Origin of the sequence: Cystobacter fuscus (assembly GCF_044360685.1) — a bacterium.
Lineage (GTDB): Bacteria > Myxococcota > Myxococcia > Myxococcales > Myxococcaceae > Cystobacter > Cystobacter fuscus_C.
Map to the genome: position 1 here is coordinate 9,865,099 of NZ_CP043491.1, position 19,611 is coordinate 9,884,709.

The window sequence follows — 19,611 nt, forward strand, 5'->3', positions numbered from 1 at the left end:
CCGACAACCGTAGAGGACGAATGGGGCCCTGTTGGTGCCGAGGGAAGGGTGCGCCGCTGACAGGTGCACGCGGGCTGTGCGCCTGGCCGGTGGAGAGGCGGCACAGTCCCCCGAAGGGGTAGGCTCCTGGCCCGATTCCGCTCCCCGCCTCACTTGCCCGACAGAAGGTAGATGACGACATGCATAAAAAGACCCATCCACTGACCATTGCCAGCGCGACGCTGCTCGCCCTGGTTTCCTGCAAGGGGAACCATGACGAGGACAGCGGCCCGCTGAACCAGAAACCCGGTTACCTCGGCACGGTCACGGCCACCACCTACGACGGCGACAGCGACGACCTGCTGACCGCGGGCCTCGGCGCCAGCGGCCTTGCCGCCACCACTCCACCCGCCTATGCCGATCCCAACAACCCCACCGCGGCCGAGCTGCGCCGCAACGCCATCTACGCCAACTACAGGGCCGTGCTCGATATCTCCGCCAACAGCGGCTACGGCACGCTGTACGGCCCGAACGTGAACGCGGCGGGCGTGGCGACCACCGGCACCGGCAAGGTCGCGGGCACCGAATACATTGCCTACGCGGACGACGGCAGCGGCAAGCAGAACGTGACGCTGATGGTGCAGGTGCCAGCCGGCTTCGATCCCATCAACAATCCCTGCATCGTCACCGGCTCCTCCAGTGGCTCACGCGGCATCTACGGGGCGGTCGGCAGCGCGGGCGAGTGGGGCCTGAAGAACAATTGCGCCGTCGCCTACACGGACAAGGGCGGCGGCACCGGCCTCTATACCTTCGACGACGACAGCGTCAACCTGCGCAACGGCCAGCGCGCGACGCGCACGGAGGCGGGCAAGGACGCCCTCTTCGCGCCAGACCTCGGCGACGCGGAGCGCAGCGCCTATGCCGCCAGTTACCCCGGCCGTATCGCCGTCAAGCACGCACACTCCCAGCAGAACCCCGAGAAGGACTGGGGCAGGATGACGCTGCGGGCCGTGGAGTTCGCTTTCTACGTGCTGAACGAGCAGTACGGCGCGCTGGCGCCAGACGGCAAGAGCAGGCTCGTGCGCCTGACGCCCGAGAACACCTGGACCCTGGCATCCAGCATCTCGAACGGCGCGGGCGCGGCACTGCTGGCCGCCGAACAGGATACGCGAGGGCTGATCGACGCCGTGGCCGTGACCGAGCCGCAGATCCAGCCGAAGAGCAGCACCGGCTACACGGTGAAGCTGGGCGGTGCGGCCGTGGCGTCGCAAGGCAAGTCGCTGCTCGACTTCTCCAGCTACGCGGCGCTGTACCAGCCCTGTATCGCCGGTGTCGCCAGCCGTTGCGCATCGCTCGCCGCCAAGGGCCTGCTGTCGGGGGCCGACCTGACGGCGCAGATGAACGATGCCAAGGCACGCATGAACGCCTATGGCTGGCTGCCGGAAGCGGAGCCGCTGCATGGCCTGAACGCGGCGAGCAGCATCGCCATCGCGGTGACCTACGTGAACGCCTACGGCAAGTTCTCGGTGACCGACCACGTCTGCGGCTTCAGCTGGGCGAACGCCGATGCGAACGGCAATCCCATGGCCTTTACCGCCGCGCAGAAGGCCTCCAGCTTCGCCACCCAGAGCGGCATCATCGGCACGCCGATCTATGAGAACGCAGAGGGCGGCGCCAAGGCCTACAGCGCGGCGATCTCCCCGTCCACCCACGCGGCCGACCAGGCACTGGATGGCTTCCTCTGTCTGCGTTCGTTGGCCATGGGCGTGGACGCCGTCACGGGCGCGCCGCTGACGGGCGAGCTGGCGGCACAAAGCGCCCGCGTGCGCGCCGGCCTCGCCGAGGTGCAGGCGACAGGCAATCTGCACGGCAAGCCCGCCATCATCGTAACGGGCCGCAGCGATGCGCTGCTCCCGGTGAACCACGCGTCGCGCGCCTACCTGGGTCTGAACGCGGCGGCGGAGGGCAGCAACAGCAAGCTGCGCTACATCGAGGTGACGAACGCCAACCACTTCGATTTCCTCGCCAGCGTGCTGCCCGCCAACATCGTGCCGCTGCACGTCTACCTGTTCCGCGCGCTGGACGCGGCCTTCGCCCATCTCAAGAGCGGCGCCGAGCTGCCTCCCTCGCAGGTCGTGCGCACCGTGACGCGGACGGCCGCGACGACGCCGATCACGAACACCCATGTGCCGCCGATCTCGGCGTCGCCGGGGGCGGACGCGATCGGTGTCAGCGGCACCACGATCGACATCCCGAACTAAGCTCCGGATGGCGGCGGGGAGCAGGGCAGCAGGCTCCAGCCCTCGCCGTCCATCACCCTCCCCTCTCGCCCAGGCGGCCTCCCGCGTCACGGAGGGGGCGTCACCGGGATGCGTCCGGTCTCCGGGTTCGGGCCCGTGCCGTACCAGTCCAGGGCCAGCAGCACGTCGCCGCGCAAGGTGGCCTGGACGCCGCGCTCCAGGTCCACTCCCGCGCGTGCGGAGAGGGCGAGGCCCACGGCCCCCAACCGCCCCCGCCCTCCGAGGAGCAAGCGCAGGGGCACGCGCGGTCCGCCCGTCCGCAGGAAGGCCTCGAGTCCGGCCTGGGCACCGAGAAAGCCTTCCACGTGCGTTCCACCCAGGCCCACGAAGAGTCCCGCGTGGGGCCCGAGTCCCACGTCGGCCGGGCCCCGCACCACCCCATACGCGGTGAGACCGAGCTGCGCCGAGGCGCTGAAGGCTCCCGCGCCCGGGGTGAGCTGCCACTGGCCCGCGCCGCGCAACTCCAGCACACCGGGCGTGGGCTGGACGAAGAACTCACCGCCGTAGGCGGTGGGACGGGCGTCGGGCCGGGGGGCCTGGGCCAGGAGGAAGCCCACGCCCACGCCCTGCGTTCCCCCGAGCAGGGACAGGTGCGAGGCGTCCACCCGGCCGCGCGCGGTGAGCAGGGGCGCCTCGGCGGCGGCCACGGGCGCGAGCAGCAGGGCACAGCAGAAGACGAGGGGCTTCATCGGACGGTCACCTCGGTGCCGGGCACCTGGCGGAGATCATCGGCGCCCGTGCCGTTCCCGGCGAGCGCGGCGTGGAGGAAGCGCGCGAGCACCTCGGTGATGCGCTCATGCGCGGTGTCGAGTGGCTCGGTGGGCGCACAGCCACCTTCCCGGTCCTTCTGGTCGCTGACGGTGAACTGGTAGTGGGTGACCCCCTGGAGCACGACGAGCACCGAGGGCGAGGGAAGACGGGAGGCCTCGTCCCGGACGCGGGGCAGTTGGGCCGAACAGTCCAACGCTCCCGCGAGCGAGAGCGAAGGCAGCGCGAGCGAGGGAACGCGCTCGGCGTCGGCGGGGTCGGGGTAGCTGGCGAGCAGGGCAAGGGCCGCGAAGCCCCCCTCGAGCGCGAGCTTGCTGGCGACGACGCCGCCGAGCGAGTGCCCGGCCACGGCGATGCGCGAGGGGTCCACGAGGTCCGTGAGCAGCGAGTCCTCCGGGGGCTGGGCGAGGAGCTGCCGGGCGGAGCGGCCATTGTCGGTGGCGGTCAGGGCGAAGTCGAGTGGGTGCGCCGGCAGCGCGACGACATGGCCGCGGGCCGCGAGGGACTCGGCGAGCCAGAGATAATCCTCGGGAGGGACGAAGGCGCCCTGGACGAGGACGAGCGCCGGGAGCCGCGAGCCGTCGGCGGGCCGGGTGGGACGTCCTCGCGAGTCCGAGGGAAACACCACCCGCACCGGGACGAGGTCCGTGTGACGGGCACGCACCTCGAAGAGGGCCTCGGCGACGGGAGTGGGTCCGGTGCGCAGGAGGCGGCCTTCGGTGGGCGAGGGCAGCGCGCAGCCCGCGAGGACGAGCCACGGCAAGAGAAACAGGAGGAACGCCCAGGGGCGGCGGGGCGGGTGGAGGAAGGGGCTCATGGTGGACACCGAATCAGAACTTCCCGTGGGTGGGGAGTCCAATCTCTCCGTGGCGCAGCCGCGGGTGTGACACGCGCGTCCTCGCCGGCACCGTGCGGCGGCCCCCAGACAGGCTCCACCGAAGGAGAACCGGACCATGTCCTTCACCCCGCTCAACGGGTTCGTTGAGCGGGTCCCCCCTTCAACCCTTCCGCTGCTCCATTGACGCCCGGGGGGGATGGTGGGAAGTGGCGGCCCACGTCACTGCCCGAGGAACCCGCATGGCAACCCCCACCGTCCCGAAGCTCGTCCTGTGTGAACTCGGGGAGACCCGTATCCCTGGCCTGGAGAGCTACTCCCCCTTCTGCCTCAAGGCGAACCGCGCCCTGAAGTACCTGGGACTGCCCTACGAGCGCCGCCATGGCATCCCCAGCAGCTTCAAGAAGTACCACGCCACCGGCCAGGTGCCCGTGCTGCTCATCGGCGACACCGAGGCGGTGGGCGACTCCACCGACATCCTCCAGCGCCTCCAGAAGCTCGCGGGCCGCACCTTCCACGGGACCACGGACCCCAAGCTCGCCGGCGAGGCCAACCTGTGGGAGGAGTTCGCCGACACCTCGCTCTCCGGCTTCCTCGTCTGCGCCCGCTGGGCCGACGAGCGCAACTGGGCGCGCTTTCGCGATGAGGCCTTCTCGATCATGCCGAGGCCCCTGCGGCTCCTCATCAGCGGACAGATGCGCAAGCGCATCGTGAAAGGGGTCGTGGCGCGTGATGTCTGGCGCGCGGGCCCCGAGGTGTGCTGGCGGCGCTTCCAGGAACTGCTCGACTCGCTGGAGGCTCGCACCCCCGAGGAGGGCTTCTGGCTGGGGACGTTCTCCGCCGCGGACCTCGGCCTGTTCAGCCAGCTCTTCAGCCTGCGCCAGGACCTCACCCCGTGGCAGCGCGATCAGGTCAACGCGCGGCCCCGGCTGACGCGCTATCTGGACCGGGTGGACGCGGCCACCCGGGGCCCCGGCACGGCGTAGCCGAGCTTGTCCTCTCACCCCCCCGGAGGAGACTCGGGCGCCCGCGTGGAGGCATCGTGCGTCCATGCCGCCTCCACGCCGCGGATCACGGCCTCTTCCCCTCGGAGCGACACCACCAGGTGCTCCGCGCACCACCCGAAGTCCCGCTGGAGCGCCTCGGGGGTGACGGCCGAGAGATGCTTGGGATGGTTCTCCACGTCGGCCAGGGGCCACCCCCGGCCCCGGGTGTCGAGCACCGCATCGGCCAGAGCCGCGGAGGTACCGAGCGACAGCGCGCGTTGCTGGTTCACCCGCCGGCGCGCGGCCTCGAACTCCACCGGCCTCCACTTTCCCTGGGAGAGTTCCCCCAACGACTGGCGCACGGCGGCGAGCGCCGGCACGAGCTGGGCATTCTCCACCGCGCCCTGCACCTCCAGGTGGGCGGCACCGCCCTCGCGCACCACGGCCCTCCCTCGCAGACCGTAGCTGGCCCCCAGTGAGGCACGTACCTGCCGGGACAGGCGCGTGCTCACCAACTCCGCCATCAGCGAATAGCGCGCCTCGGTGGCGGCATCCGCTGCCGGCAGCGGGCAGCCCCAGGCCACCCACGTCTGGGTCGCTCCAGGACTGGCCGTCAGCAGGAACTGGACCGGATGCGCGGGACCGAGCTCGGGCGCGGGAATGACAGTCGGCACTCCCTCGGGGCCTTTCCACTGGGACAGCCAGGTGCGGACCTGCTTCTCCGTCTCGTCCAGGTCCAGTTCGCCCACGATGGCCACCACCGCGTTGGCGGGGCGATAGGTTCTCTCCACCCACGCCTCGACATCCCGCTCGCCCACGTTCTGGAGCTGCGCGGCAGACGCCTCGCGCCCATAGACATGCCGGGGATAGAGGGCGGCCTGGAAGGCGAGAGCGGCTCGGTACTCGGGCCAGGCCTCCGCCTTCTTGAGGTACGGAAGGTACTGCTCCTGGAAGGAGCGCACGTACGCGTCTTCGGTCTTCAACGAGGAGAGCTGCTCGGCCGTCATGGCGAGCATGTTGGGCAGATTGCCCGCGGCCCCCGAGAAGCCAAAGGTGGCATGGTCGCTGAAGACGGAAGAGTGCCGGTGCAGCCCGAAGTCGGCCGACGTGCCCTGGAACACGGAGTCCGGAAAGACGATGGAGTCCGCGAGCGTCCCCACCCCCAGAGGCTCGCCCGTCGCCGAGCCCCCGTGCAGCCACACCCGCACGGTCGCCAACGGCAGGCCGGGCATCGCGCCGAGCACCACCTCCAGTCCGTTCTCCAGCCGCAGGGTGCGGAAGCCAGACACGGCGGGCGGCGGTGTGAGGAGCACCTGGCTGGGCACGTCCTCCTCGACGAGGGACAAGGGGGCCACGCGCCCGCCAGCCACCGCCGTCCCGGCGGCGCCCCGCGTGGGGCGCACCATCACCCGGCGCGCGCGCTCGCGCTGGAGGTAGTCGTAGGCGAAGCGGGTGACGCGGTTGGCGTCCGCCCTGGCCACCGAGGCCAGCGAGCGCATGTAGGCGCGCGCATCGAGCGAGAAGTGTGTCAGCTCCGCGCGGCGCAGGGCGCGGGCCATGATGTCCTCGGACTCGAGTGCCATCCCCGTGACGACGGACAGCCGCTGGAGTTGCACCCCGGTCCGGGCGGCGAGCACATCGTCCGTCGCCAGTTGGTCTCCCCAGAACCGGTAGAGTTGATCGAGCACCCGTTCCGCCGACTTCTCCGGGTGGTCGCCGCTGTGCAGCACCACCCGCACCACGAGCAGCGAGGCATGCCGGCCGGGAATGAGGGAGGTGGACAGGCCCGCGATGTCCCCATCCTCCTGGAGGGCCGGGGAGAGCGCGGAGGGCATGATGCGTTCTACGAAGTCCTGCAGGAAGCTGGCGTCGTCATAGCCGCGCGGCAGCGTCCAGCCCAGGTACAGCTCGGGGGTGGGCACGGCGGCCTCGAGTTCGAGCACCTCCGTGCGAGGATTGAGCGGCACGGGGGGCGGTTCGTCCGGCAGCCGCTTGTCCGGGGTGAGTTCCATCAGCCCCGCGCCCAGCAGCCGCGCCGGCAGGTGCTGGGCGACGAGTTGGTCCACCGTGGTGGGATCCACGTCCCCCACGATGACCAGGGTGGTGTTCTCTGGCCGGTAGTTGCCCCGCGAGAAGGACTGCGCGTCCTCCAGGGTGAGCGCCGAGAGACTTCCATGCTCACCGACGACGGGCTGGGCGTAGAGGTGGCCCTCGGGGAAGCTGGCCCGCTGGATGGCCGAGAAGACCTGGCCCACGAATCCCGTCTCGTTGCGCTCGCGCAGCTCGTTGCGCACCACCTCGCGCTCGACGTCGAAGAGCTCGGGCGTGACGCCCTGGAGCGGATTGGCCAGACGCTCGCCCTCGATGCGCAACAGCTCCCCGAGCGACTTGCGCGGTGCGAGCGCGTGGTACACGGTGGTGTCGAACGAGGTGTAGGCGTTGATGTACCCCGCTCCGGCGGCCTCGAGCTGACCCCAGCGGGAGGGACGCTGCGCCGCGTGAGCCCGGAAGGTGAGGTGCTCCACCAGGTGCGCCAAGCCTTGCTTGCCCTTCGGATCGCTCGCGCCACCGCTGCCCACCAGGGTCACGACCGCGACCACGGGCCGCCGACGGTCCGGCTCCACGAGGATGCGCAGGCCCGAGGCGTAGCGCAGATCTCTCACGGGAAACTGCACGTCGCGCATGGCGAGCTGGCCCCGAGGGGGAAGCGTGGTGCACGCGGCCAGCGACAGGAGGAGTAACGGAATGGCAAGACGCATCAGTGGCACCCTGTACAGCTTCGACATCCGTGGAAACAACACCACTCCCCTCCGAGGGCTCCGGCGCCTCCGCCAGTCCCTGGAACCCCTTCGCGAGAAAGGCCACCCCGCGAGATCCGGTTCCCCCCGCCGTCCTGGGCTCATACCAGGTGTATGACTCGACTTTCACCATTTTGGTCGCCGCGGAGCGAAGAACAAGGATCCCTCTCGATGGATTCGCTTCGTTGTCCCAGAACCAGCGCACGCCTCCTCGGGAGCGCAGCCGGTGGAGCGCGGTCGGGGCAGGACAGGCCGGCGAAGGTGTCATGCGGAACTCAGAGCAAATGGGCCCTGTTGGTGCGGAGAAGTATGGGTGGCGGTGAGGCGGAAAGACTAGGCTGGAGTCACCATGCTCACCCTACTCCTTGCCCTCTCTCTGTCAGGTGCCCCAGCAACTCCTGCGGAGCACCCCCTGACAGCATTCATGCTCCAGCCAGACCGCGTCCAGATCTTTCTCGCCGATATGGAACACCTGGATGAAAAGCCAGCCAAGAAGGATCGGCGCCCTCGCGTTCACGGATTCGTCTTCACCCGCGCTGGCCCCGAGTTGAAGGAGGAAGAGCATCAAGCGCTGGCGAAGACCTGGGTATCTCCCGAGGACACGCGGCCCACGCAACCCACGCGTTGCATCTTCAATCCGGACATCGCCCTGCGCTTCTTGCATGGCAACGCATGGGTGGATGCGGTGGTGTGCTTCGGCTGCCGGGAGATCATGTTCTTCGATACGAAGGGCAACTCAATCAACGGCGGTTCCTTTCGCGACCTGGAGCCGATTCGGAAGCTCGCGGTCAAGGCCTTCCCGAAGGAGGATTTTCGTGGAGAGTGAACAGGCCTCCAGCTGGCACGCCAATCGGCGCCTCGAGAGACAGACATCTGCCCGGGGACAGCACCCGAGGATGGCGACCTCACCCAAGGCAATGAGGTGCCGGACGTATCGGTAGAGCCCGCGGAGAGTGAAACCGGTACCGTCTCCGCGCTCGCGAAGACCAGCGCCAGATATGGCAATGCCGCCGTCGTGACGTTCAACTCGAGCGGCGACAGTTTCTCCATCCAGGATACCGCAGCGGATGACCACTCCGCCGTGGCTCAGGTCTCCGGGCATGGCTACTACTGGAACCCCAACGGCGCTGGATCCTCGAAGTCATTCACCATCAACTTCGCTGAAGGCATCACCATCAAATTCCGCGCGTGTGTGGGCGAGCATGCAACGAAAAAAATTCTCCACTGTGGGGACTGGAAGACCGCCAACACCGCTGGCTGAGAGGGATTGAGCCAGGGCCTTCAGGGGGCCGCCAACGGGACCCCGAGGGCCGCACGCAGAGCCGGTGCACAGGCAGTGCAGTCCTGAAGTGGCCTTTGCTGTGCCGGCATCGCTCCAGTCCGCCGCTTTCCCTCCCCCGCCGGGGCATTCCGTGGCAGGAAGCCCCCGGATTCAAGGAGGCACGCACATGGCGGAGTCGAGCTATCGGACGGCGTTGATCACGGGGGCCTCGAGTGGCCTGGGACGCGGGCTGGCCCTCTGGTTCGCCCGGCGAGGGGTCAAGGTGTACGCCGCGGCCCGGCGCAAGGAGAACCTGGAGGCGCTCGCCCAGGAGGCCCGCGCGGCCCATGCCCACATCGAGCCGGTGGAATTGGACGTCGCCCAGGCGGACGCCACGCTCGCCCGGGTGCGCGAGCTGGATGATGCCTGCGGGGGGTTGGATCTCATCGTCGCCAACGCGGGCTTCGGCCAGGAGACGTCCGGCAAGCGAATCAAGTGGGAGACGGTCAAGCGGGTCATCGACGTCAACGTCAGCGGGGCCGCCGCCACGTTGAGCGCGGTGCTGCCCCGCATGGTGGAGCGCAAGCGGGGTCACGTCGTGGGCGTGGCCAGCATGGCCGCCTTCCGGGGCCTGCCGCGCAACGCCGCCTACTCCGCCTCCAAGGCCTTCCTCCACATCTTCCTGGAGAGCCTGCGCGTGGACCTGCAAGGCACGGGGGTGAAGGTGAGTTGCCTCTACCCGGGCTTCGTCAAGAGCGAGATGACGGCCCAGAACAAGTTCTCCATGCCCTTCCTCCTGGAGACGGATGAGGCCGTGGAGCTCATGGGCCAGGCCATCCTGCGCGGGGAGGCCGAGTACGCCTTCCCCTGGCAGATGAAGGGCGTCATGGGCCTGGTCAAGCACCTGCCCAACGGCCTCTTCGACGGCATCGCGCGCCGAGCCCGCTGAGGCCCGGCGCACAGAGAGCGCTCAGGGCGCGCCCATCATGAAGTCCTGGGCGCCCACGGCCCCCTTCTCCGGGGCCACGTCGTCGGGCTGGGTGCCCTTCTTGAACCAGATGTTCACCGCGTCCTTGTCGCGGGCCCCCGCCGCGGCGAGCTTCCCCGTCTTCTTGTCGATGCGCAGAAGCCGCAGGTTGTCGCGCATCCACTCGGGCGGCCAGAACTCGTACTGGGGACGCGCCGCGAGCGCTGGCTTCATGTAGTTGAGCCAGATGGGCAGCGAGGCGCGGCCACCCGTCTCGTAGCGGCTGAGCGGGTGCTCGTTCTTGTCGTAGCCCACCCACGTCACCGTCACCAGGTCGCGCGTGTAGCCGGCGAACCATGTGTCGAAGGAGTCGTTGGTGGTGCCCGTCTTGCCCGCCGCGGGCTTGCCCAGCTTCTGCGCCGGCCCGCCCGTGCCCTCCTGCACCACGCCGCGCAGCATGGACGTGAGGATGAAGCCCGTCTCGGGGCTCATCACCTGCTCGCCCGGCTCGAACAGCCGCGCGTAGCCCGCCGCCACCCGGTCCTGCAGGGGCGCCCACGGATCGTCATAGGAGGTGTGATCCTCCAGCGTGCGCCCGAAGCGATCCTCCACCTTGCGCACGAAGTACGTGGGCTTCTTGCGGCCGTAGCGGTTGAAGGTGGCGTACACGTTGGCCAGGTCGTACGGGTACACGCACGAGGAGCCCAGCGCCGCGGAGAAGTCCATGTTCATGGGCGTGGTCAGGCCCAGGCGCGTGGACCACTCGGCCATCTGGTGCACGCCCACCGCGCCGAACGTCTTCACCGCGGGGATGTTCATCGAGTTGACCAGCGCCGTGCGCAAGAGCACGTCGCCGAGGAACTCGTCGCTGTAGTTGTCCGGCTTCCACGCCACGCCGCTCTCGGGATCATGCTCCACGATGGGCGAGTCCACGATGATGGTGGCGCCCGTCCACCCGAGCTGCTCGATCGCCGCCGAGTACACGAGCGGCTTGAAGGAGCTGCCCGGCTGACGGCACGCCTGGAAGGCCCGGTTGAACTCGTTGGCGTCGAAGTCGTAGCCGCCCACCATGGCGGTGAGGTACTGGCGGTGCGGATCGATGGACACCAGCGCGCTCTGCAGCTCCGGCTCCTGCTCCAGGCGGAAGAGCGTCGCGCCCTCGGGGATCTCCTTGTTCAGCTTGCGGTCGAACTGGACGTTGTCGTCCGTGAGCTCCTTCTGCACCACGTGGCGCACCACGAGCACGTCGCCCACGGCGATGGCCTTCTTGACGGAGGTCAGCTGCGCGCCCGGGTAGTAGCCCTCGGGGTTGACCTTGCGCGCCCAGCGCATGCCGAGCAGCGGCAACAGGCCCTTGTGCGGCCCCACCTGCACCTGCGCGCCCGAGCCGTCCGGCTCGATGCTGGTGACGAGCGCCACGTAGAACTTGTTCTCCACGAGCTTCTCGTCGCCCATGACCTTGATGGCCTTGTCGAGGAAGGCGCGGCGCTCCTGCTCGGTGGCGAGTTGCTGCACCGGCCCGCGGTAGCCCTGGCGCTTGTCGATGGCGAGCAGCCCCTCGAGCACCGACTCCTGGGCGGCGCGCTGGCGCTCGCTGTCCATGGTGGCGAAGATCTTCAGGCCCTCGTTGAGCAGCGCCTTGTTGGTGTAGCGATCCACCATGTTGCGGCGCACCTGCTCGGTGAAATACGGGGCGAACTCGTGGAAGACGTCCTCCACCGGGTACACGCGCACCGGCTCCTCGTCGGCCTGCTTCCGCTCGGCCTCGGAGATCATCCCCTCGTCGCGCATGCGCCGCAGCACGTACGAGCGGCGCTTCTTGGCCGCCTCCGGCCGCAGGAAGGGCGAGTAGCGGCTGGGCGCCTGGGGCAGGCCGGCGATGAGCGCCATCTCCCCGAGCGTCAGGTCGCGCACGTCCTTGCGGTAGTAGTTCTCCGCCGCGCTCTGCACGCCGTAGCTGTGGTGCCCGAGGAAGACGTTGTTGAGGTAGAGGTAGAGGATCTCCTCCTTGGTGAGCGCCGCCTCCAGGCGCCGGGCGAGGATGGCCTCGCGCGCCTTGCGCGTGAGGTTCTTGGCCGTGGCGGACGCGTAGCCCTCGGCCTCGATGAGCACCGCCTTGGCCGTCTGCTGCGTCAGGGTGGAGCCACCCTGGGTGCTGCCGCCCAGGCCGATCTTCTTGGAGATCGTCTTGAAGGCGGCGCGCGCCGTGCCGAGCACGTCCACGCCGTGGTGATCGAAGAAGCTCGAGTCCTCGCTGGCGATGAAGGCCTGCACGAAGCGCTTGGGGATGTGCTCGTAGGGCACGACCTTGCGCCGGTGGTGGTAGAACTCGCCGGCCAGCACCGCGTCGTCGGTGAAGACCTCGCTGGTGATGGGGGGCCAGTAGCGGCTGACCTGGGGGATGTCGGGCAGCCCGTCGGAGAAGTGGTAGTAGAGGGCGAGGCCCGTCACACCCGCGGCCGTGGCGCCGGTGAGCGTGGCCCAGGCGGCGAACTTCAGCAGGCGCACCCACCAGGCGCGCTTGGGAGGGACACCGTCGAGCACCAACTTCGACTCGGAGCGGTTGGGCTTGGGGGATTTCGTGCTCATGAGGGTTCCAGCGCGGCGCGCTTCAACACGTCCTTCAACTCCGGCGGCAACTCCGCCTCCACTGCCACCTTGCCCTGATGGGCCGGGTGGGGAAATTCGATGAACTCGGCGTGCAGGAACAGCCGCTTGAGACCCCAGCGCGCCCGCACGTCCCGGTTGAAGGCGAAGTCTCCATACTTCTTGTCGCCCGCCACCGGGTGTCCGATGGCCACCAGATGCCTTCTTATCTGATGGGTGCGTCCGGTTTCGATGACGCAGGAGAGGAGGGCTGCCTCGCTCGACTGCCGGATGACCTTCCAGCGGGTAACGGCGTCCTGCATGTTCACCCCCCGACGGGCCTTGGACTCGGCCGTCTGCTGGTGTTCGGCGAGCGGCAGGTTAATGACCCCGGAGTCGCGCGGCATCTTGCCCTTCACCAAAGTGAGGTAGCGCTTGCGCGGATGTCCATTGGTGAAGAGATCCGTGAAATGGACCATGGCCGGGCGGCGCTTGGCCACCAGGATGACGCCGCTGGTCTCCCGGTCCAGGCGGTGGGCGGGACTGGCGGTGAAGTCGTTGCGCGTGGCCTTGGGGCCGAGGTAGGCGCGCACATAGTCCACGAGGGTGCCCCCGGTGATGCCGCTGCCGGTGTGGACGGCCATGCCACTGGGCTTGTTGACGGCCATGAGCCAGTCGTCCTCGAGCAGGATGTCCAGCTCGGAGGGGTCCACCTCGGGTGCGGGTGCGGGCTTGCGCTCCTCGGGCGCGGCGGGGGCCATGAGCTGCTGCTCGGTCCCCCGGATGGAAATGGTGTCCCCGGCGGCCAGGGGCTGCTCGGGTTGGGCACGCTTGCCGTTCACCCGCACCTTCTTCACGCGAATCATCTTGAAGAGGTGGGAGGTGGGCACGTTCGCGAGCTTCTTGCGGAGGAACTTGTCCAACCGCATGCCCGCGCTGTCTTCCTCGATTCGGAACTCGATCATTTGACTGGCGCCCGGACCACACCACACCGATAAATTCGGGTCCATGCCGAAAGCCCCCACGATTGAACAGCTCCTGCAGAACGGAAGCTCGGACTGGAACCGCCTGCGCAAGGCCGGCAAGGTGCCAACCGAGCACACGGGCGCGACCTTCTCGCAGCTCTTCTCCGCCAACGCCGACCTGTCCGGCCTGGGCCTGGTCGGCAGCGAGTGGGAGCGCTGCGACCTGTCCAAGATGAACTTCCGGGACGCGGACCTCTCCAACGCCTACTTCCACGGAGGCCGCATGCAGGACTGCGACTTCCGCGGTGCCAACCTGGAAGGCGCCACCTTCGAGAAGCTCAAGCTCCTGCGCTGCGACTTCACCGGCGCCCAGGGCCTGGAGGAGGCGGACTTCGACGACGTGGACATGGACCGCGTCGTCGGCCTGGACGGGCAGGAAGCGCCCCCGCCCCCTCCCCCGCCCGTGCAGGGCATCACCGCCTTCACCCGCGAGCAGCGCGACAAGGTGATGGGACCCGGAGCGGTGCTGGGCCTGCCCTCCACGGAGGCTCCCGCCGAGGGCGAGCTGCCCCCCTTCCGGCCCCAGGACAACCCCGGCCAGCTCTTCTTCCGCGCCCTCAAGCGGCTGGGGGCCCCGCCGGTGTGGGTGCTCGACGTGCCCGGCCTGCGCCCGCTCATCCCCACGCGCCTGCCGCCGGGCAGCTCCCTGGAGACGCTCTACCGCGAGTCGGTGAAGACGCGCCTGGAGAACAAGAAGCCCTCGGCGGACCCGGGGGCCGTGGAGCGCGCCCAGCGCTCGCTGCGCATGGGCTCCAAGGACGCCAACATCGCCGCCATGTACCTGCGCGAGGTGGGCGTGGTGCCCGCCTTCCGCTTCTCCGCGGCCAAGGTGCTCAAGGAGGCCCTGCGCGACGAGCTCCAGGTGGATGACCTCACCGGCACGGTGGACCCGCGCACCACGGGCGCCCTGCTGGAGCTGCGCCTGCCCCAGGAAGTGGTGGAGCACACCCACGAGGTGCGCCGCCGTCACGCCGCCACCCAGCTCTACACCGCCCTGCTCGAGGCCGGCTTCAACCCGGAGAACAACTGGGACGAGGCGCTCGAGTCGGCCGACGCCGCCATGGAGCTGGCGCAGCTGGCCACCGGGGACGACCGGCAGGCGCTGCTCGAGGGCTTCCAGGTGTTCGCCGCCCTCCCCGAGGAGGCCCGGCTGCGCCGCCTCGCCTACCTCGCCGAGGCCCTGGGCCACCTGGAGCTGCTCGGCCGGCTGCCCGAGGGCATGGAGCCCGCGTGGCTCACCGGCCCCGAGACGCGCGAGTGCCATGACCGGGAGATGACCTACGTGCAGTCGCTGCGCGCCGAGGACATCCCCAAGAAGGTGCCCGCGCTGGGCAAGAGCGAGCTGGGCGTGCCCGAGGGCGAAGTGCCCGAGGAGAGCGACGAGGATCTCTTCGTCCACCTGCGCTGCGACGTGTGCGGCAAGGAGAAGCTCATCGTCCAGTCGCCCGGCGAGGCGTGACGGAGGCGGGGGGGCGCTACAGGAGCGCGAGCTGCCGGGGCTGCCCGAGCGCTCGCGCGTCGAGCCCCTCCCCGCGCAGCACCTCGGCCAGCTCCTCGGCGAAGCCGTGGTGGGTGAGGATGTCGCGGGCGCCGGTGGCCTTGGCGTAGCGCACCAGGGACGCGCAGTCGGCGTGGTCGGACACCGGGAAGGCCACGTCCGCGCCGTAGCGCCGCGCGGCCCCCGGTCCATCCAGCGCCCAGCCGGTGAGCACGGCGGTGGCCCGGGGCCAGAGGGGCGCGAGCGCTCCATTGCGAGCCAGGTGCGGCGGGAAGAAGAGCACCTCGCCCGGCTCCACCCGGCCATCGAAGCGGCGCATGCGCTCGATGGGCACTCCCAGCTCGCCATAGAGCACGGCCACCTCGTGGATGGACTCATGGGCCACGAGCGAGAAGCCCCGGCCCGACAGGTACTTCATCGCCTCCTGGCTCTTGCCCAGCGAGTAGCCCAGGAGCACCGGCACCGCCCCGCGCTCCAGGTGGCGGCGCACCCAGGACTCCACCTGCCCGAGCACCTCCTCGCGCGGCGGAAAGGCGTAGCGCGGATGCCCGAAGGTGGACTCGATGATGAGCAGGTCGCACTCGGCCACCTGCGCGGGCTCGGCGGTGAGGGAGGGCTCGAGGTTCAGGTCCCCCGTGAAGACGATGCGCTTGCCGTCCTCGCGGATGATGCGCAGCTGGGCGCTGCCGAGCACGTGGCCCGCGGGCAAGAGCTCGAGCGAGAGCGGGCCCAGGTCGAAGGGGCGGCCATAGGGCGCGGGCAGGGGCGCGGCGACCTTGCCCAGGCGGTGCGCCATGAAGCGCAGCGTGGCGGCGGTGGCGATGGTGCGCTCGTGCCGGGCGATGTGGTCCGCGTGCGCGTGGCTGACGAAGGACAGCGGTGTCTTCCGGGTGGCGTCCAGGAACAGGGGCGTTCCGGCCAGTTGCAGCCCATTCCTTCGCAGTTCGACGCTCATGGGAGACGCTGGGTATAGCGCGTCCGGGCGGGCGTGCACGTCTTCTGGCCCCTCTCGCCCGGGCACCGGGCGGGCATCGGAGCGTTACCGCCCACATGGCCCCCTGGGCGAGGTCGCATGGGCCCCAGTGTCATCCCACGACCAGGCTCCCCCCTCCCTAGGGGATGTGGAGAAATACATTGTGCTAGCACGCCGCCGCCCCGTTGAACGCACGTACACCGGAGACCGAGCCCAATGACCCAGGTGGCCGACTTCATCGAGAACAACCGCGACCTCCTCATCCGGCGCTTCCAGGAAGAGGCGGGCAAGCTGGAGTCGGCCCGGGGGCTCAAGCCCCACCAGATCATCGACACCATCCCCGAGTACCTCTCGACGCTCGCCACCATCTCCCGTCAGGGCCACCGGGGGGACCCCCAGGCGACGAAGCGGCGCCTGGAGGAGACGCACATCGGCCTGCGCCTGCGCTCCGGCTACAACCAGGAGGAGGCGACGAGCGAGTACGTCCTCCTGGGACGCCTCATCTCCTCGCTCTGGGAGCACCTGCCCCAGCACGAGCAGCCCCCCTACCCGGACAAGGCGCTCCTGTTCTCGGAGCTCCAGGACGCGATGAACCAGGTCATCGTCACCTTCACGGGCTACACCCTCGAGGACCGGCAGCACGAGAAGCTCTTCCTTCGCCGCCTCGAGGCGATCGCCTCGGGGCTCTTCGCAACGCCCGAGGCCCCCGTGGCCCTCCACGAGCGGCTGGGAGCCCTGGTCGAGGTCGTGCAGCAGGCGATGAACGCGGACGCGGCCGCGCTCCTGCTCGCGGACCCGGACACCACGAGACTCGTGCCCGCCATGTACACGGGCCGATGGAGCGGCCAGGTCGACGCCGAGCCCGTGCAGGACCCGGAGTCCTTCGTGGGCCGGCTGGCGGCCTCGGAGGAACCCCTCGCCCTGGCGGACGCGACGGACGCCCATACCTCCCTCGCCGAGGGCGTCCGCCGCAGTGGCCTGCGCTCGCTGCTGGGCCTGCGGCTATGGCCCCACGGCAAGCTGCTCGGAGTGCTGTACGTCGGCGTCGCGGAGACGCGGGTCTTCCAGCCCCAGACCAAACGCTACCTCGAGACACTGGTGGAGTACCTCTCCGGCATCATCGAGAAGGCGCTCCTGCTCCAGCGGCTGCGCGCGAGCAACGAGCGGCTGCGCGCCTCCGAGACGTTCCACCGGATGGCGACCGAGGCCATCAGTGATGCCCTCTGGGATTGGAACCTGCTGACGGACGCCCTCGCCTGGAGCCCCAGTGTCCAGACACTCTTCGGGTACAGCCCGGAGCAGCTCGGCCCGCACATCTCTGGCTGGTCCGACAACATCCACCCCGAGGAGCGCGAGCGCGTCGTCCACTCCGTCCACGAGGTCATCGACGGGGGCGGAACGCGGTGGAAGAGCGAGTACCGCTTCCGCCACCAGAACGGCGATTACGTCCACGTCACCGACCATGGCCTCATCGAGCGCGACGCGCGGGGCAAGGCCGTGCGGATGGTGGGGGCGATGCAGGACATCACCGTGCAGAAGGTGGCGAGCACGGCCATCCAGGAGAGCGAGGAGCGGCTGCGGGTGGCGGCATGGGCGGCGCAGTTGGGCACCTGGGATTGGCAGCTGCTCACGGACACGCTGCGCTGGGACGAGCGCTGCAAGAGCCTCTTCGGCCTGCCGCCCGAGACCGAGATGACCTACGAGTTCTTCCTCTCGCGGATCCACCCGGAGGACCGCGAGCGCACACACGCCCTGGTTCAGCGGGCGCTCACGGGAGAGGGCGGGGGAGAGTTCCGCTCGGAGTACCGGACGGTGGCACGGGGCCTGGAAGGAGAGCGCTGGATGCGTTCGGCGGGCCGCGTCATCTTCGAGGGGTCGCGGGCCGTGCGCTTCGTCGGCATCCTCCAGGACATCTCCGAGCGGAAACACCAGGAAGAGCAGACGCGCTCGCGGGCGGAGTTCGAGGAGCAGCTCATCGGCATCGTCTCGCACGATCTGCGCAATCCCCTCAACGCCATCACCCTGTCCGTGGCGGCGCTCGTGCGGCAGGAGGACCTGAACGAGCGGCAGGCCAAGGGCATCTCCCGCATCCAGGCGTCGGCGGAGCGCGCCACGCGGATGATCCGCGACCTGCTCGACTTCACCCGGGCCCGGCTCGGCGGGGGCATCCCCCTGCAGCGCGGCGCCTGTGACTTGCACGCGCTCACCCAGCAGGTGGTGGAGGAGGTGAGACTCGCTCATCCCGAGCGGGACGTGCACCACGAGGGAAGCGGCGCGGGCAAGGGCGAATGGGATGGGGACCGGCTGGCCCAGGTCATCACCAACCTGGTGAACAACGCCCTGGCCTACAGCCCTCCGGGCACCCCCGTGCGCGTGGAGACGCGCGGCGAGGACGGCACCGTCCTGCTTCGCGTGCACAACACGGGCGAGCCCATCCCGCCCGAGCTGCTGCCGCGCCTCTTCGAGCCCCTGACACGGGGCAAGGAGAAGGTGGGCACGGCCAGCCGCAGCATCGGCCTGGGCCTCTACATCGTGAATCACATCGTGAATGCGCACGGCGGGCGCGTGGAGGTGCGCTCCAACGCGGCCGAGGGCACGACCTTCACCGTGCGGCTGCCCCGCGAGTAGGTCCCCGCCGGAAACTCACCCTCCGGTGGGGGCCGAGGCCCTCCCGGGGAAGAAGCGCGCCCAGAGCACCCCGCTCACCTCGGCCACCGCGACCCCCAGCACGATGAGGCCGCCGCCCACCCACTCGCGCGGGCCAAGCCGCTCGTGGCCGACCCCCACCGAGGTCAGCGCCGCGAAGACGGGCTCCATGCAACAGAAGAGCGCCACGCGCACCGCCGTCGTGCGGGCTTGCGCCCACACCTGCAGGGTGAGCGCCAGCGCACTGGCGGCGACGCCGCAGAACAGCGCCGCGCCCACGAAGGAAGGTGTCCAGTGCACCCGCGCGCCGGTGAAGGGCAGGCAGAGCACGGACAGCAGCGCCACCACCCAGAGCTGCACCGCCACGAGTGACACCACGTCCGTCTTCGCGGCGATGCGCTCGGTGAAGAGGATGTGGAAGGCATAGGCCGCCGCGCTCCCCAGCGTCAGGACATCCCCCAGGGAGAGTCCCTCGCGCAGGTTCGCGCCGGTGAGCACGTAGAGCCCCGCCATCGCGATCGCCACGCCCGCCCACGAGGAGGCGCTCGGCATCCGGCGGAAGAACGCCCAGCCCAGCACCGGCACCAGCACCACATACGTCCCGGTGATGAAGGCCGAGCGCGACGGCGTGGTGGACACCAACCCCAGCGTCTGCATGGCGAAGCACAGGAAGAGGAGCACGCCCAGCGCGCCGCCTCGCAGCAGCGTGTCGCGCTCGAGCATCCTGCGCCGGGCGATGGCCGAGAGCGTCAGCGCGCCGATGCAGAAGCGCAGCCCGAGGAAGGAGAACGGGTCCCCGTGGCCGAGCGCGTCCTTGACCATCACGAAGGTGACGCCCCACAGGGCATTCATGAGGAGCAGCACGCCATCCACCTGGAGGCGCTCGAGGGAGGCCCGGGGGCCAGGAGTGACGAGGGGCGTGCTCACGGACGGACTCGGCAAGACACGAAGGGGGAAGGAATACCCCCGCCTTTTGGCCTACCCTCCGG

The 19,611-nt window shown here is 69.6% G+C and carries 14 protein-coding genes; 7 read left to right on the forward strand and 7 right to left on the reverse strand.

All coding sequences use genetic code 11. The features are described 5' to 3' along the window. Positions 1-179 precede the first annotated feature (179 nt). The gene (locus tag F0U63_RS40405) at positions 180-2,240 is read left to right on the forward strand and encodes a 3-hydroxybutyrate oligomer hydrolase family protein (RefSeq protein ID WP_395838859.1); all 2,061 of its coding nucleotides are present in this window, start codon (positions 180-182) and stop codon (positions 2,238-2,240) included. 86 nt (positions 2,241-2,326) lie between these two features. Here F0U63_RS40405 and F0U63_RS40410 read toward each other — a convergent pair whose 3' ends face one another. Together F0U63_RS40410 and F0U63_RS40415 are read right to left on the reverse strand one after the other, a co-directional pair. Continuing rightward, a complete protein-coding gene (locus F0U63_RS40410; protein ID WP_395838862.1) occupies positions 2,327-2,968 on the reverse strand; it encodes a hypothetical protein in 642 nt (213 codons plus the stop codon). After that, positions 2,965-3,864 (reverse strand): alpha/beta fold hydrolase, encoded by a 900-nt coding sequence (locus F0U63_RS40415; protein ID WP_395838865.1) that lies wholly within the window; start codon positions 3,862-3,864, stop codon positions 2,965-2,967. Before F0U63_RS40415 ends, F0U63_RS40410 begins: the two co-directional genes overlap by 4 nt. Positions 3,865-4,124: 260 nt before the next feature. Here F0U63_RS40415 and F0U63_RS40420 point away from each other — a divergent pair, with 260 nt between their 5' ends. Further along, positions 4,125-4,868 (forward strand): glutathione S-transferase family protein, encoded by a 744-nt coding sequence (locus F0U63_RS40420; RefSeq protein WP_395838868.1) that lies wholly within the window; start codon positions 4,125-4,127, stop codon positions 4,866-4,868. 14 nt (positions 4,869-4,882) lie between these two features. Here F0U63_RS40420 and F0U63_RS40425 read toward each other — a convergent pair whose 3' ends face one another. Beyond that, positions 4,883-7,627: a M16 family metallopeptidase gene (locus F0U63_RS40425; RefSeq protein WP_395838871.1), complete on the reverse strand. Its 2,745-nt coding sequence runs from the start codon at positions 7,625-7,627 to the stop codon at positions 4,883-4,885. Positions 7,628-8,015: 388 nt separating this feature from the next. On the opposite strand from F0U63_RS40425, the gene F0U63_RS40430 reads away from it, so the two are divergent. From F0U63_RS40430 to F0U63_RS40440, 3 genes are all read left to right on the forward strand, one after another. Next, positions 8,016-8,492, forward strand: coding sequence for a hypothetical protein (locus F0U63_RS40430; RefSeq protein WP_395838874.1), 477 nt, complete (start codon positions 8,016-8,018; stop codon positions 8,490-8,492). A 96-nt stretch (positions 8,493-8,588) separates the two neighbouring features. Then, positions 8,589-8,927, forward strand: coding sequence for a hypothetical protein (locus F0U63_RS40435; protein WP_395838876.1), 339 nt, complete (start codon positions 8,589-8,591; stop codon positions 8,925-8,927). A gap of 187 nt (positions 8,928-9,114) precedes the next feature. After that, positions 9,115-9,876 (forward strand): SDR family NAD(P)-dependent oxidoreductase, encoded by a 762-nt coding sequence (locus F0U63_RS40440; RefSeq protein WP_395838878.1) that lies wholly within the window; start codon positions 9,115-9,117, stop codon positions 9,874-9,876. A 21-nt stretch (positions 9,877-9,897) separates the two neighbouring features. Here F0U63_RS40440 and F0U63_RS40445 read toward each other — a convergent pair whose 3' ends face one another. Together F0U63_RS40445 and F0U63_RS40450 are read right to left on the reverse strand one after the other, a co-directional pair. Continuing rightward, the gene (locus F0U63_RS40445) at positions 9,898-12,483 is read right to left on the reverse strand and encodes a penicillin-binding protein 1A (RefSeq protein WP_395838880.1); all 2,586 of its coding nucleotides are present in this window, start codon (positions 12,481-12,483) and stop codon (positions 9,898-9,900) included. Beyond that, positions 12,480-13,445, reverse strand: coding sequence for an RluA family pseudouridine synthase (locus F0U63_RS40450; RefSeq protein ID WP_395838883.1), 966 nt, complete (start codon positions 13,443-13,445; stop codon positions 12,480-12,482). The genes F0U63_RS40445 and F0U63_RS40450 overlap by 4 nt, the downstream gene beginning before the upstream one ends. Before the next feature lie 43 nt (positions 13,446-13,488). On the opposite strand from F0U63_RS40450, the gene F0U63_RS40455 reads away from it, so the two are divergent. Continuing rightward, on the forward strand, positions 13,489-14,964 hold the full coding sequence (locus F0U63_RS40455) for a pentapeptide repeat-containing protein (RefSeq protein WP_395838886.1): 1,476 nt from the start codon (positions 13,489-13,491) through the stop codon (positions 14,962-14,964). Positions 14,965-14,980: 16 nt separating this feature from the next. Here F0U63_RS40455 and F0U63_RS40460 read toward each other — a convergent pair whose 3' ends face one another. Then, positions 14,981-15,958: an MBL fold metallo-hydrolase gene (locus F0U63_RS40460; RefSeq protein WP_395838888.1), complete on the reverse strand. Its 978-nt coding sequence runs from the start codon at positions 15,956-15,958 to the stop codon at positions 14,981-14,983. A 234-nt stretch (positions 15,959-16,192) separates the two neighbouring features. Here F0U63_RS40460 and F0U63_RS40465 point away from each other — a divergent pair, with 234 nt between their 5' ends. After that, positions 16,193-18,604 carry a PAS domain-containing protein gene (locus tag F0U63_RS40465; RefSeq protein WP_395838891.1) on the forward strand — a complete coding sequence of 804 codons (2,412 nt, stop codon included), beginning with the start codon at positions 16,193-16,195 and terminating at the stop codon, positions 18,602-18,604. Between the two features lie 15 nt (positions 18,605-18,619). On the opposite strand, the gene F0U63_RS40470 is transcribed toward F0U63_RS40465, so the two are convergent. Continuing rightward, on the reverse strand, positions 18,620-19,549 hold the full coding sequence (locus F0U63_RS40470; protein WP_395838893.1) for a DMT family transporter: 930 nt from the start codon (positions 19,547-19,549) through the stop codon (positions 18,620-18,622). Positions 19,550-19,611: the final 62 nt, after the last annotated feature.

Coding starts and splice junctions, on each gene's coding strand:
- F0U63_RS40405 (WP_395838859.1), top strand. CDS start 180: ATGCATAAAAAGACCCATCCACTGACCATTGCCAGCGCGACGCTGCTC.
- F0U63_RS40410 (WP_395838862.1), bottom strand. CDS start 2,968: ATGAAGCCCCTCGTCTTCTGCTGTGCCCTGCTGCTCGCGCCCGTGGCC.
- F0U63_RS40415 (WP_395838865.1), bottom strand. CDS start 3,864: ATGAGCCCCTTCCTCCACCCGCCCCGCCGCCCCTGGGCGTTCCTCCTG.
- F0U63_RS40420 (WP_395838868.1), top strand. CDS start 4,125: ATGGCAACCCCCACCGTCCCGAAGCTCGTCCTGTGTGAACTCGGGGAG.
- F0U63_RS40425 (WP_395838871.1), bottom strand. CDS start 7,627: ATGCGTCTTGCCATTCCGTTACTCCTCCTGTCGCTGGCCGCGTGCACC.
- F0U63_RS40430 (WP_395838874.1), top strand. CDS start 8,016: ATGCTCACCCTACTCCTTGCCCTCTCTCTGTCAGGTGCCCCAGCAACT.
- F0U63_RS40440 (WP_395838878.1), top strand. CDS start 9,115: ATGGCGGAGTCGAGCTATCGGACGGCGTTGATCACGGGGGCCTCGAGT.
- F0U63_RS40445 (WP_395838880.1), bottom strand. CDS start 12,483: ATGAGCACGAAATCCCCCAAGCCCAACCGCTCCGAGTCGAAGTTGGTG.
- F0U63_RS40450 (WP_395838883.1), bottom strand. CDS start 13,445: ATGATCGAGTTCCGAATCGAGGAAGACAGCGCGGGCATGCGGTTGGAC.
- F0U63_RS40455 (WP_395838886.1), top strand. CDS start 13,489: ATGCCGAAAGCCCCCACGATTGAACAGCTCCTGCAGAACGGAAGCTCG.
- F0U63_RS40460 (WP_395838888.1), bottom strand. CDS start 15,958: ATGAGCGTCGAACTGCGAAGGAATGGGCTGCAACTGGCCGGAACGCCC.
- F0U63_RS40465 (WP_395838891.1), top strand. CDS start 16,193: ATGACCCAGGTGGCCGACTTCATCGAGAACAACCGCGACCTCCTCATC.